Raw genomic sequence first — 12,907 nt, 5'->3', positions numbered from 1 at the left:
ACCAACGCGGATACGGCGACCATCCTCAATATCTCCCCTGGCACAGTCCGAGTCCACCTGGAGCGCATCTACCCCAAACTGGGTGTGGAAAACCGCATGTCCGCCAGCCGCATAGCTCTGGAGAAACTGTACCCGGCCAGGTTCGGAGCATAGCTTTCCGCTTCGAGAGCCCAGTAGCCCTACAGGGGAGCACTCTTGTCCGCCAAAACTTTGCTTTCCAAGTCTGCTCTGGCACTCCACAATGGCGTGATGAAAACCAACTTCCTTTACATGGCCGTTGCCGCGGCCCTACTGGCTGTCGCCGGGGAAAGCCGGGCTGACAACACGGTGTATCCGGAGTTCAAGGGCAAGCTCGTCGAGTCCAAAGGGCGCAAAGTGGAAAAGTTCGACGATGCCCCACTCGCTCAATCCAAGCACTACGCGATCTACTACTCTGCCTCGTGGTGCGGCCCGTGCCGGGCTTTCACCCCGGATCTGGTGCGCTGGTACAAGCGCAACAAGGCGAAGAACCCGCAGTTTGAGCTGATCTTCGTGAGCAGCGACCGATCCGCTGAGGATATGGCGGCCTACATGAAGGAAGACGGCATGGACTGGCCGGCGCTCGCCTTTGACAACAAGAAGGACACTCCGGGCCTCACCAAGTACTCCGGACGTGGCATCCCTTGTCTGGTCTTTATCGATGAAACAGGCAAGGTGCTCTCCGACTCCTATGTGGATGGCAAATACGTGGGACCGCGCAAAGTGCTTGAGGATATGGAGAAAATCCTGAAAGGAGGAAGCGCCGCAGGTGCCGGCAGCAGCACTTCAAGTTCAGGGCTGGACAGTTTGAAGAAGCCCGGGTCTTGAGTCCGGGCCAGACAATCCCCCCCTGCCTCGCGGCTCAACGCCGTGAGGCAGTTGTTTTTTGATCACGGGGTGGTGCCCAGAATTTCATCGGGGTGAATGCACTCATCCATGAACTGTCGCACCCGTGCCTCATCACCTCCGAAACGCCGCCACGTGAAAAGCATGACGGCGACACAGCGGCGGTCATACGCCGAGGTGATGGAGGAAGTGAGCTCCACGAACCTTTCAAAGTCGGCCGCGGTGTAGGAGAAGTAATAGTGACCGCTCAGCCAGTTGGCCAACTGAGCGGAAGTCCACCCGTCCGCTCCGCTCAGAAAGCGACTCCAGAACTCCTCCCGCCATCCAGCATGTGCATCCACCTGCTGCACCGCAGCATAGGCGGCTCCCAGACGGGGCGGGAAACATTCCGCCGTAAGAATGGCCCAGCAGGCAGCCTTGAGAGCCACCTCATCGCCAGACTGAACGAGCGAGTGGAGGAGTTGCTCGGCATCGAAGTCGTCGGCTTCTGAGGTGGCAAGATGGGTGAAATCCATGGCGTGAGGCAACCAACGTGCATGCCGAACCGTGGGACTTCAAGACGGAAGCGGTGGGGCTTCGCGAGACTATTCATACGAAACCAGCCTCTGTTCTGTATGAGGCTGACAAATCCGACGTCATCCGACACCTGAAGAGATAGAGACTCCCGCGTGTCTTCGCCTGAACGATGCCCCTTGGTCCCCGCGCCCCCTTTTCTCCAGCCACTAATAATTCCTCACCACCGCTTTGCGCGATGCATTCACTTGACGGAAACCGGGTGTGAGCGATGATCCTTCGACTCCGGGAACCTAAAATCTGAAGTTAAGTGGTGCGGCATGGCGACATCCACGCCCTGCACTCGGCGAGCTCTATTCACCCGCTTTTTTGAGTCAACAGCGCATTGCGCGTCTCTGATGGCCGTCTTCATGGGGACCCGTTCCCTGATGGTTCCCCTTCCGCCCGCCGCACATTCATCGGCTGGGGATGTCCACGTCCAGGTGTCTCCTCCCGAACGCTGACGGAGTCAATTCATCATTACATCGAACCGTCCAACCGCCCCCAGTCTGATCGGGTTGCCAGCGCCCCCACCCCTCACCTTTTATTCTTCCCCCTATGAAACACTCCATTATGATTCTGCGTGTCCCCGCCCTGCGTGCGACCCGCGATCCCATCACTGGCCCCCTCGCGACCCCCGGACTGGAGGCGGCAGTGAACATGGCCGCGGCCAGTGCGGGCATGACCCTTGAAACCGTGTCCGGCGTCACTGAGGCGGAGATCCGGGACATCAATCGAGATCCCGATGTCGTCGTGGGTGCCCCAGTGATGCCGTTGAAACTCATTGAACCCCGTGACGCTGGCCCAGGATTTTCCGCGGATCCCGCCGCCACCAACACGACCTGGGGCGTGACGGCCGTGGGAGCCGATGTATCCCAATTCAACGGCGCGGGTGTGACCGTCGCGGTGCTGGACACCGGCATCGATCAGGACCACCCGGCCTTCGCTGGCGTGAACCTCGTCACCCGGGACTTCACGGGTGCAGGCAGTGTGGAGGATGACAACGGCCACGGCACCCACTGCGCAGGCACCATCTTTGGCCGCCCCTTGAACAATCTGCGTTTCAGCGTGGCCCCGGGCATCACACGAGCAGTGATCGCCAAGGTGTTGGGCGGCCCGTCCGGCGGAGGCAGTGACGTCCTGGCCCTGGCGATGCAATGGGCCGCTGATGAAGGCGCGACCGTTATTTCCATGTCCCTCGGGATCGACTTTCCTGGGTTCGTGGACCGCGTGGTGGGCCAGGGATTGCAAGTTCAGCCCGCGACCTCCCTGGCGTTGGAGGCGTACAGGGCAAATGTGATGCTCTTTGAGAAGCTGGCAGCCTTTTTCGCCGCGAGAGCCGCATTTGGCCAGGGCGTCACGGTAGTGGCGGCCACCGGCAATGAAAGCGAGCGCACGCTGCCGACTCCCTACACCATCAACCTCTCCCCACCCGCCGCAGCCCCTGGTATCATTGGGATCGGCGCGTTGGGACAATCCCCCACAGGCCTGCGCGTGGCCCCCTTCTCCAACACCGGCGCCACCCTCGCTGGTCCTGGTGTGGCAGTGAATTCTGCCTGGCTCAACGGAGGCATGAATACCATCAGCGGCACCAGCATGGCCACGCCGCATGTTGCCGGTCTCGCCGCCCTCTGGAGCCAGCGTTTGGCAGCCTCCGGACAACCTGTGAACCCGATGTTCCTCCAGGCCCGACTCATTGCCTCCGGAACCTTCACGGGCCTGGTCACAGGCACCACTGCGGCGGATGTGGGCGCAGGCCTGGGCAGGGCACCATAGGCTCAGTGTCTAAGGAGCCTGCCAATTCGCAAACCGTCATTACCACAAGGTTTTCTCCCAGACGATTCGCCATGACAAGGTGCCAGCAAACCTCGACACCAATCACTCCTACAGCCTCCGCATCAATACCCGGCCGGGTACCCGCGGGGGATCTTGCGCCGGAAAAGCGAAGGTAGCAACCATGTCATGGGATCGGCTGCGAAAAGTGCAGCTCTCTCGAGCAAGTTGCAACCAGAACTCCTTGTCCCCCAATTGTTGGAGTCGGACAGGGTCGTCCTTGGCTGGCAAGAGCAGAAAGCTGCTCCAAACATCTCCTCCCTCCGCCGGTCTGTGAAGAGCTATCCGCTCACCATCCACCTCCAGCCACCACTCGTCATCACAGTCCAGAATAGGGCGACCCGACTCATCCCGGCACAGAGCCTCTGCAGACAGGCTGTAGCCAGTGGCATGGAACAAGCGGCGAAACAACTTCAGCATGCGATGGTGGCTCCTACGATGTGGAATTCTGGCTGGTTCTCAATCGGGCGCTCTGAAGCAAAGAGTGATCGTGCCGTATCCGCATGGATGAATGAATGCAACACCAGCAGCAGACCTGACGTTGGGTGGCAGCCCCTTCGCTCTGTCGCGGCGGGGACAGGACTCTTTCTGCGGCCATTCACGTCATTCTCCATGAAACCATTTCGTGCCGTCCTCTTGCTGCATCTCTGTTCGGCAATCCTTACCGGTAGTGGGCGGGCGGCCGATGATGACAGCACAGTCGCCGTCCCCCTACCCCTACCTATCGAAGCAGGAGCACTGATCGTGAACGAGGACTTCTCCGGGGCCGACGCCATCGCAAAATGGCGGCTGGGCAAGGGGTTGTGGACCGTGAGTGGCGGCGTGCTCACGGGGCTGGAGAAACCGGAGGACAAGCATGCAGCCGGCCTCGCGTGCCAGCGAAAGTATCACGACGCAGTCATTCACTTTCGCTTCCAGTTTGCCTGCCCCGGAACCAGGAGCGCGACGCTGCTCCTGCGCAATCAGTTGGGCAATCTATGCCGTGTCATCGTGACGCCCCAGCTTCTGACGATTCAGAGGGACAGACCCAATCTGCCAAAGGATAATGCGGAGAAAACTCAACTGCTGGGCAAAGCAACCGTGAAACTTCAACAGCACACCTGGTATGACATGACAGCAGTGGTGAAAGGCACCGAGTTCGCGGTAACACTTCACAACCATGACACCCTAAGAACCTGTTTGGATAAAAACGCTGGGGGTGTTGCGAGGCATTTTGAGGCTGGACAAGGCGCGAAGAGGGCGTGAATCGAGATTCACAACCGATGAGCAACGCCGTCCAGGCTCAAAAGGACCGCAACCCGGAGGGGGCAGTTCTCAGGCTCGGCGAAGCCGCTTTTATCTCATTCCCTTAATTGAACCTGCCACACCCGGATGTTTTTATCCAAACAGGTTCTAAGAGGCAGCCACCCGGCACTGGATGTGGACAAGACTGAAATCGAGTTCATGTCCAGTGGGGAGGAAGCGGCAATGTTTGATGACCTCCTCGCCAGCGTGGCCAGGGACACAGGCGCGCGAGACAGGTCTCCCAAAGCACCGTAGGCGGCAAAAGATTGCCGGCGGCTCCCTGCCTCCCCTTCGGCGATTCAGCCGACCATTGGCCAATAGCTAGACCGCGCCAACCTCCATCAGTTCGCGCCAGCGGGACTGGATGAGGTCCGCCAGATCATACTCCGAGTAGTCGTCGCCGTAGAGTGCGGCCTCACAGAGGCGCACCTGCCAGCCAACCAGACCGGGCAGTTTCAACAGGGCTTCGATGACTTCGGGTTTGAACTCTTGCATGGGGTTAAATAGCATGGCTCCGGGAGAGCATCTGGTACGCCATGTGGGAGCCGTATGCAAGTTCCGCGGCAGCCTGCGGTTGCTAAAAAATGCTGGACAGATTTGAGGGGGCTCACACCATCTCTGTCTCACCTACGAGTCCCCCATCGGAAGGGACACCGCTGATGTGAAAATGTGAATAAAGGTTCGGCACCCCCTTGCTGGGTCCGGCTGCTCGCAGGAGACCGGGTTCATGAAATTTCAAACCACCCTGATTACCAGGCCCCTCCAAGAAACTTGCCTCGAACCGTCATTTCACAATCAAAGCGCCTGGCGCATGACACATACGAAAATCTCATGCGTTGGAGAACATCCGGAACACTTCCTCAATAGGGGAAAATCAGCTCACGATCAGAAGTATTTGGCAGGAGACGCAGGAGGTCGTCCCTGAACCAGCACGACACTCCCGTGAACGGGTTCAATATCTCTGGGGCGGGACCCGGAGAGCCCGGTGCAGTCCCCACCTCAGGCACGTAGGGCGCAAAAGGCGACTCCGCGACGTAGGCATTGAATGAGACCTTGGGCAACAGGGAGAGCTCCATGACCCACCGTTTGTGCACTTGCACCTCAAAGCCAGGATTGGGGTACAAGTACCTGCGCCCCCTGTTCCACGGTATCTGGCTGGCGAAAGAGGGCGGCGCAAACCATCGCGTGGCCAGATCGGGATCATCCAACCATGCGGGCAGGCGGCTTTTCCCGGCATTGATCGACAATGGGCCCGGTTGCTGGTAGAGCGGACGAAGAAAGCCAGGCACCATCAACATGTTCCTGGGAGGCAGCAGCTGCGGCTTGCGATCTGGAGGACCGCCGGACTCAGCCCCTGCCGCGCCCGTGGCGCATACGCTGGCATTCAAAATAAACACCACGGCGAAGAGGTCACAGAGGGTTCTTTTCATGACGGCCGAAGAGACTGGCGGACGATGCCACATTGCCACGGTTTCAGACAACGCTTTCACGCCGAGAAATCATACGAACCACCGAGCCAGGCTGTTCAAAAGGCCCCAGCACCTCAATTGCTTGGAGACTTGTCACCGACACCTGAGCTCGCCGAAAGTCGCCGCATCTCTCTGAAGAATCGCCCGGTCTAGGCAGAGCGCCTACTCAAGATGAGCACCAGCGGACGGTCCAAACGTGACTTTCGTGGCAGTTTACCCTCAGTGATGAATACGGTGAAGAAAGTCCTCAAGCGCCCGGCGCTTGCCCTCGGGCTGGCCACTGCGCTAATGACGGCGATTGGCGCACTGGACTACTTCACGGGTCAGGAATGCCAGGTGGTGGCCCTTTACCTGCTGCCGGTGTCTCTTGTCGTATGGGTCGCAGGACGGCGCTGGGGCATGGCGTTCAGCTTGCTCTCCGCCTGCACCTGGCTCGCAGCGGAAGTCGGGATCGGCGGCATTCATGCCCGTCAATCCAGCCTGCTCTGGAATGCGCTTATGTTTCTGACGGTGTTCCTCATGGTGGCCCTGTTGCTCTCCGCCCTCCATGACATGATGAACTCTCTGGAGCGGCGCGTACGCCTGAGGACCAGCCAGCTGCGGGAGGAGATGACGCGCCGTCACGACGCAGACCTGGCGAGGCTCCGGGCGGAACGACTGGCACAAGTAGGCACCATGGCCGCGCAGGTGGCCCACGAAGTACGCAATCCCCTGGGGGCTATTTCCCTGAACCTAGACCTTCTGGCCTGCGAGGTGACGGAACTTGCCGACGGCATCCCCACTCCAGCGTCACACACGCCGTATGAAGCCCTCACCCTGGTGGAGCAGATCCGTGCCGAAGTGGATCGGGTGGAGAAGGTCGTGCGGGACTACCTCGGATTTGCGCGGCTGCCCAAGGTGATGCCAGCCCCCCATTCTTTGCACGCTTTTCTGGATGAGAAGCTCGCCCTGCTCCTGCCCGAACTGGGCGCGGCTCATGTGCGCCTCATCAAGAGCTACGATCCGCGGGTGCATACCGCCAACATCGATGTGGTGCAGCTTTGGCAGGTCCTCCTCAATCTCGTATTGAATGCGCGGGATGCCATGCCAGAAGGCGGCGTGTTGCGGGTGACCACCCGGCAGACAGGGACCACCCTGCAGATCGGCGTAATAGACACCGGCTGCGGCATTCGCACAGAGGACCTGCCCAGCCTCTTCACCCCCTTCTTCACGACCAAGGCCAAGGGCACCGGACTCGGATTGGCGCTGTCCCAACAGATCATCGCCGAGCACAACGGTGAACTCTCCTGCCAGAGTGTCTCCGGGACAGGGACGACGTTCACCATCACCCTGCCCTACATGTTGGATGAAACACTCCCCACCTCCGCTGGCCCATCCTCTGGTTCACTCGATCACTTCAACCCCCGAGCCTCATCGTCCCATGAACTCCATGCCCAGCCTTCCCCTGCCTGTTGAACAATCCTCCTCACTCACCCTTGCGCAGTACAGGCTGCTGGTGGTGGATGACGATCTGCCCATGTTGCGCGCCGTGACCAAGGTGCTCAGCCGCGCCGGAGCTCAGGTGTGCTCCGCTTGCTCGACGGCAGAAGCCATGGCGCTGATGTCGGATCCACATCTGGGATTCGACGTCGTCCTGACCGATCTGCGCATGCCCGTAACCAGCGGCAAATTTATTCTCAGCGTTATCAAGAGCACGCATCCCAGCCTGCCCGTGCTCATCATGAGCGCGTACTGGACTCAGGAGACGAAGGACGAATGCACCCGCCTTGGTGTGGCAGAATGTCTAGACAAGCCCATCACCTCCCACTCACTCGTCCAGGCGATCAATCGGGTCATGCATGGCGAATTGCCAAAAAACTGACACCTCGTTCAGGCCGCAGTTGAACGCCCCTTCCACCTCTGCCATACACCAACTATCACTCATCGTGACCTCAATGCCCGCTCTGCCGTAGCCAGCTCTCCCCCTCCTCCATGTTGACCATGCGCCCGGGAGCGTCCGGCATTCGCCTCCTGATCGCAGTGGTCTGCACCATTTGGCTCTCCCTGCCGCTGGCAGCTGTCCTTGGCCAACTGGGCGTTCTTCGTTCCACAGTGAACTTCAAGCCGGGGCTGCTCATTCAAAATGGCGATACCCTGCGCGCCAAGAAGGGCGCACTTCCCGCCCTCACCCATGCGGATCTCCGTCACGCATTTGTCACACGCGACGGACAGCGTTACGCGAAGAGACAAGCCATTCACGAACTGTCGCAACCGGGAGCTGAGGCATCCTTTGTCCTGCGCACGAGTTCGCTTCACATCCGGCCAGCTGCCTCCATTGCTCCTGGAGTCCGTCCTAAAGGATACACTTTGGTGAGGGTTTGGGCGTCACCTCCGTGGCTCTGGTGGTCATGGGCAGGGATGTGCCTTGTCGTTTCGACCGCCCTGTGGCGCAGCCGATGGAGGGTGACTTGCATCGGGGAGGTCAAGAGAGATGGCATGCTGCCATCCAAACCTTTGAGTGCATTGAATTCCACCCTGCAACGTTGGTGGCCTACGCAGCGGCCACCTCAGTCTCCCTCGCAGCGGCCAACTGGCAAAAGTTCAGCGCCCCCTATTTGGTGGCAGAAGATGGTCCCATCTTCATCGAAGACAACCTCTCCTATGGCATCGGCAGCCTGTTTGTTCCCTATGCGGGCTATCTCCATATGCTGCCCCGTTTGATCGTCTGGGTGGGCAGTATCTTCCCGCTGGAGTCACAGCCCGCCGCCCTGGTCTGGATCACGCTGGGACTGCTGAGCGTGACGCTTTATTTCATCGGTGCCTGGACAAGCTGGGCAGAACGCATCGCCGTCGCAGCCTTCTTTACGTTGGCGCCTATGGGCGGGTACCTCATGTACTCTCCCACCAATCTGCATTGGTTCACGGGACTGGCGCTTGCTTTGCTGGCCGTCCACCCAGCCCCGAGGCCAGCCAGGCTCAGCGGGCAAGTTTTGCTGATCTTGATGGCCACACTTGCCGCGCTTTCAGGCCCCTTTGCCATCATTACCCTGCCAGCCATGATCTGGCGGGCGTGGCACAGTCGCACCCGATTCGAGATCATTCTGGCGCTCTCGCAAGCCATCGCTGCCATCGCCCAGATCAGCGTATTGACCCTGGCAGCCCACCAGCCCGCCGCCCCCGACATCGCTCGTGGCCCGCTGCTGCCCTGGGTGGCAGACTTTGCATTAGGGCTCTTCGGCAAATCTGTGATCTGGTCTCCAGGCCAGGAGGTGCTCTGGGGAACAGTCCTCGCTGGCGGACTTCTGCTCCTCTTCATCAGTAGCCTTTTCTTCTGGAGGGGCGAGCAACCGGGACGTACCCGTCTCCTCTGGATGCTGGCCTTCGCCGCGCTCTTCGCAGCAGCGGGATGGGCTAGAAGCTCCGGCACGAGCCGCTCCTGGCTCGGTGGAGAACGCTACTATGTGATTCCCTATGCCCTCATCGTGGTGGCGCTGGCAACCCTCCTCTCCTCACGTCAGCGTCTTCAGCAGGGTCTCGCGGCCGTCCTGCTCGCAAGCATGATGCCCGGCCTCTGTGCCACCGCCCCCACAGCGATTCGCCCACCCCACTGGTCGACCAAGGTTCAGGAGATTCCGCCAGGCGGACATGGTCTCATCGAAACCTATCCCCCTGATGACGATCAGTGGTCTGTCTTCATCGCTAAAGACGATGAAGGAAAAGCCCTGACTGGTTCCGAGTACTTGAGCACCAGGGCCAGGCTTGACACCCGGACGAAACGCCCGGGCGAGGCTAAATAGACGACATCGCAGGATGCCAGTTGCGCAATGCCCGTACTTTCAGAAGTCGGACTTGCAGTATCTCATTCGCAATCGACCTCACCCCACCGGCTTCCTGGCCACCACGAGAAACTGTTTTCCAAAAAAGCGCCACAGGAAAGGCAGCTTTAAGTACAGACCCACCAGCGCCACCGGCGGTGTCATCCCCAGGGACATGGAGTACGGCAGGAAGCGGGGCACCGCCCGCTCCACCGCATATCCTGTCAGCGTGAGTACCTCCGTCATCGTCCGGTCACTCAGTGCGAGGTAGTGATCCCAAAAGTCCCAGTAGGTCCCGTGCAGCGCCCGGATGTTGGGTCCCAAGGCGATGAGCCGTCCCCCGGGCTTCAGGCAGCGCAGCCCCTCGATGAGCGTACGCCGCAACGCGTCTTTGGTGAGCAAATGCTCAAAGAAGTTGCTGGTGAAAATCACGTCCACAGAATTGTCCGGCAATTGCCAAGTTTGGGAGCAGTCCTGCAAAATGGTCTCCACCCCCAGGCCTACTCTTGCTGGCATGTCGGGATTCAGGTCCATCGCGATCCGGCGCCCCGCCTGGATGTTCCGGGTGAACTCCCCCCATCCAGCGCCCAAGTCCAACACCGTGGCGTTGCTTTCGATGTAGTTCTGGAAAAAACCTTTCACCAACACTTTCCAAACCGCGTCCCGATAGGGTGCCAGTGCCGCAAAACGATTTTGATATTCTTTTCCCAGATCCAACAGCGTTTCCATTGGGATTTTGCCATACATGGCAATGAGAATCGGGCAATCAATAAGCCGAAAAATCTTCTCTGCCCGGCCCCCGAATAGTTGAACCATTCAACCACCTTCTACTCGGTGACCTCGCGAAAGCGCGTGGTCAGAATCCACCGCACGCCCTCACCTCCCCACCCGTACGCAAACCAGCTCCCGCTGGTTTCTCACAAACACCCTTCCCCCTGCCAGTGCCGGGGCAGACCAGTTGACCTTGTTGCCCCCAAATGGCTGGTCGGGTTCCAACAACTTGGCGCGACTCCTTTCCTCGTACCCAGCAGGCGACAATCTCGCCAGGATCAGTTCCCCCTGGTCGTTGTAGAGCAGCGCCTCACCAGTCTGGGAGGAGGCGCCGATGATGTGCACCGTTGCCCCCTGTTTACTGGCGGTGACTTTGTCTGTCTTCCACACTTCTTGACCCGTGGTGGCGTCCAGGCAGACAAACTCCCCGGTCGCCTTGGCGGAGTACACCTGACCTCCAGTAACCCATGCCGTGGAGGTGCTGCTTAGCACCCGGTGCGAGATGGCCCGGTTTTCCGGCCAGATGGCCCGGGCACCAGGTTCCTTTTCTCCCAAGCGAAACATCAATCCTCCCACCAGCAGCAGGTCGCCATCCCACACCGGAGTAGAGACCGCCTTATCCGAGCTGGTCAGCAGTCGTTCGCTCCACCAGATCTGGCCCGCGGCAACGTCCAGAGCCGAAACAGATTGCTGGCTCCAGATCACGAGTTGACGTCGGTCGGCTGCCCCAATCACTACGGGTGAACTGTTCGACATCGCTTCATCCAACGCACGCCACCTCTCCATACCCGTGCGCCTGTCCAAGGCGATCACACCGGCCCCCTTCGTCCCCGTCATGGTGATGATCAGGAGTTCGCCTTCTACCAAGGGTGAGCCATTCCCGGTAAACTCCTTCATCCCATAGTCGGCGTCAAAGTCGCGCTGCCACACCAGCGCTCCCTTCGTGGTGTTGCGACAGCAAACCTGCCCCTTCTGCCCGAGCGTATAGATGTTCTCCGCCGCTATCACTGGCGTTGAAGTGGGCCCATTTTCCTGACCCGCTACGAAGCAGAATTCGGGGTAAGACACCTCCGTTTCCACCTGCCAGAGCACGTTGCCGGTCACTGCATCCCGACAGGTCAGACGTTCCCAGGCCCTCGGTCGCTCCAGTCTCGCGTCGAACACATAGACCTTGTTACTCAGCACGACCGGCGTCGACCAGCCCGCACCGACTTGCGCTCTCCACAACACTGGGAGTCCTGCCTCCGGAAACTCTGGCAACTCCGCCACCTCTGCTGACGTGCCATCTCGGTGTGTCCCACGCCATTGCGGCCAGTCTTCGGCCATCGCCATCCCCGCCAGTAACTGCAGCACCAGTGCGGAACAGACTCTGCCCATCCTATGAAAACGCCAGCCGGGCTCACTTCTCGCGTCCAACCTTCCATTGTGCCTCTAGCAATCCGGGTGAACCATCCAACCGCGCCCGACCCGCTGCACGATCTCCTGTTGAAGGTCAATTTGTCCTTTTATCCCTTTCCGGACTCCACTCCAGCTATCCTCATCAACTCAACCGCACTCCTCTATGAATTCGCCCAAAACCGACGCATCCGCCCCCGAAGATCCAGAGATCACCGCCGACGCCATCATCGATGACCTGAACACGGAAGACGTTCTCCCTCCCGACGAAAGCGATGTCATCCCGGACACAGAGGAACTCGATGACAACGATCCGACGCGTGAAGAAAGCTGGAGCGGCCTGGGCGCAGACCTCGGCCATCGTGTCGGCAAACCACCGCTGGAAGACGAATTCGCCGCCACCCAAGATCTCGTGAATGCCGGTGTCGAGGAAGCCGATGATGAACTGAGGGAGCTAGAGGACGAGGATGCAGATGAAGATGATTCCAACGGCTGAGGAAACGCACAAGCCCCGCCAGGCTCTTTACGGAGTCCAGTCCCGCAGGCGGGACTGCTCAGTCGATCTTTCGCAACGCATCCTGAGCAAGCCAAAGTTTGCACTACACACAGCTTTCTCCACGGGCGTAGTCCGGTTGTGCCAACCGGCTCACGCCCCAAGCGTCCCTCGACGATCTCCCCCACCGCGCATTCTCTCGCCACCCCCATCGCACGGTTAAAGGACTCACCACCACACAAGGCCCAGCGAAAGCGGCGATTCTCGCCGCACTCCACAGCGACTGCGTCGCCAGATGCTACACCCGAATCTCTGGCTCCAGCGCAAAAGAGCCTCCGATATCGAAGGCTCTCCAAACTACCCCGTTATCTCACGCTCCCAACACCTGAGCGCACAGCGCTTTTGGGACTGCGGAGAGCATCACCGCTTTCGCTCGCCTTGTGATCTCCTGT

Annotated in this window: 14 protein-coding genes; 9 read left to right on the top strand and 5 right to left on the bottom strand. The window is 59.8% G+C overall.

Features of this window, described 5'->3' with window-relative positions; genetic code table 11:
* Nucleotides 1-153, top strand: a 153-nt coding sequence (locus BV034_RS36840; protein ID WP_343123293.1) for a helix-turn-helix transcriptional regulator, incomplete at its 5' end; no start/stop codon positions are given.
* A gap of 96 nt (nucleotides 154-249) precedes the next feature.
* Nucleotides 250-846: a thioredoxin-like domain-containing protein gene (locus tag BV034_RS16150; RefSeq protein WP_050028039.1), complete on the top strand. Its 597-nt coding sequence runs from the start codon at nucleotides 250-252 to the stop codon at nucleotides 844-846.
* A 62-nt stretch (nucleotides 847-908) separates the two neighbouring features.
* Here the strand turns inward: BV034_RS16150 and BV034_RS16145 are convergent, their stop codons facing one another.
* Nucleotides 909-1,379, bottom strand: coding sequence for a hypothetical protein (locus tag BV034_RS16145; RefSeq protein ID WP_050028038.1), 471 nt, complete (start codon nucleotides 1,377-1,379; stop codon nucleotides 909-911).
* A gap of 595 nt (nucleotides 1,380-1,974) precedes the next feature.
* On the opposite strand from BV034_RS16145, the gene BV034_RS16140 reads away from it, so the two are divergent.
* The 3 genes from BV034_RS16140 to BV034_RS36080 all read left to right on the top strand — a co-directional run bounded on the left by BV034_RS16140 (nucleotide 1,975) and on the right by BV034_RS36080 (nucleotide 4,788).
* Nucleotides 1,975-3,192, top strand: a complete 1,218-nt coding sequence (locus tag BV034_RS16140; protein WP_050028037.1) for a S8 family serine peptidase — start codon at nucleotides 1,975-1,977, stop codon at nucleotides 3,190-3,192.
* 669 nt (nucleotides 3,193-3,861) lie between these two features.
* Complete coding sequence (locus BV034_RS16130) at nucleotides 3,862-4,494, top strand: hypothetical protein (RefSeq protein WP_050028035.1); 633 nt, start codon at nucleotides 3,862-3,864, stop codon at nucleotides 4,492-4,494.
* Nucleotides 4,495-4,620: 126 nt separating this feature from the next.
* Nucleotides 4,621-4,788, top strand: coding sequence for a hypothetical protein (locus BV034_RS36080; RefSeq protein WP_265593075.1), 168 nt, complete (start codon nucleotides 4,621-4,623; stop codon nucleotides 4,786-4,788).
* 66 nt (nucleotides 4,789-4,854) lie between these two features.
* Here the strand turns inward: BV034_RS36080 and BV034_RS36075 are convergent, their stop codons facing one another.
* Together BV034_RS36075 and BV034_RS16125 are read right to left on the bottom strand one after the other, a co-directional pair.
* Nucleotides 4,855-5,028, bottom strand: coding sequence for a hypothetical protein (locus BV034_RS36075; RefSeq protein ID WP_265593074.1), 174 nt, complete (start codon nucleotides 5,026-5,028; stop codon nucleotides 4,855-4,857).
* Nucleotides 5,029-5,393: 365 nt separating this feature from the next.
* Nucleotides 5,394-5,963: a hypothetical protein gene (locus BV034_RS16125; protein WP_265593073.1), complete on the bottom strand. Its 570-nt coding sequence runs from the start codon at nucleotides 5,961-5,963 to the stop codon at nucleotides 5,394-5,396.
* Between the two features lie 273 nt (nucleotides 5,964-6,236).
* Here BV034_RS16125 and BV034_RS16120 point away from each other — a divergent pair, with 273 nt between their 5' ends.
* The 3 genes from BV034_RS16120 to BV034_RS16110 all read left to right on the top strand — a co-directional run bounded on the left by BV034_RS16120 (nucleotide 6,237) and on the right by BV034_RS16110 (nucleotide 9,778).
* Entirely contained in the window at nucleotides 6,237-7,457 is a 1,221-nt protein-coding gene (locus BV034_RS16120) for an ATP-binding protein (RefSeq protein ID WP_265593072.1), read from the top strand.
* Nucleotides 7,432-7,863 carry a response regulator gene (locus tag BV034_RS16115; protein WP_050028032.1) on the top strand — a complete coding sequence of 144 codons (432 nt, stop codon included), beginning with the start codon at nucleotides 7,432-7,434 and terminating at the stop codon, nucleotides 7,861-7,863. The genes BV034_RS16120 and BV034_RS16115 overlap by 26 nt, the downstream gene beginning before the upstream one ends.
* Nucleotides 7,864-8,359: 496 nt before the next feature.
* Nucleotides 8,360-9,778: a hypothetical protein gene (locus BV034_RS16110; RefSeq protein ID WP_050028031.1), complete on the top strand. Its 1,419-nt coding sequence runs from the start codon at nucleotides 8,360-8,362 to the stop codon at nucleotides 9,776-9,778.
* 78 nt (nucleotides 9,779-9,856) lie between these two features.
* Here the strand turns inward: BV034_RS16110 and BV034_RS16105 are convergent, their stop codons facing one another.
* Nucleotides 9,857-10,525, bottom strand: a complete 669-nt coding sequence (locus BV034_RS16105; RefSeq protein WP_265593071.1) for a class I SAM-dependent methyltransferase — start codon at nucleotides 10,523-10,525, stop codon at nucleotides 9,857-9,859.
* A gap of 147 nt (nucleotides 10,526-10,672) precedes the next feature.
* The gene (locus BV034_RS16100; protein WP_265593070.1) at nucleotides 10,673-11,752 is read right to left on the bottom strand and encodes a PQQ-binding-like beta-propeller repeat protein; all 1,080 of its coding nucleotides are present in this window, start codon (nucleotides 11,750-11,752) and stop codon (nucleotides 10,673-10,675) included.
* A gap of 376 nt (nucleotides 11,753-12,128) precedes the next feature.
* On the opposite strand from BV034_RS16100, the gene BV034_RS16095 reads away from it, so the two are divergent.
* A complete protein-coding gene (locus tag BV034_RS16095; protein WP_050028028.1) occupies nucleotides 12,129-12,458 on the top strand; it encodes a hypothetical protein in 330 nt (109 codons plus the stop codon).
* The last annotated feature ends 449 nt before the right edge of the window (nucleotides 12,459-12,907 follow it).

The organism is Verrucomicrobium sp. BvORR034 (assembly GCF_000739635.1).
GTDB lineage: Bacteria > Verrucomicrobiota > Verrucomicrobiia > Verrucomicrobiales > Verrucomicrobiaceae > Verrucomicrobium.
Note: the sequence above shows the minus strand (reverse complement) of the source record. Positions and strands in the feature narration are given on the sequence as shown.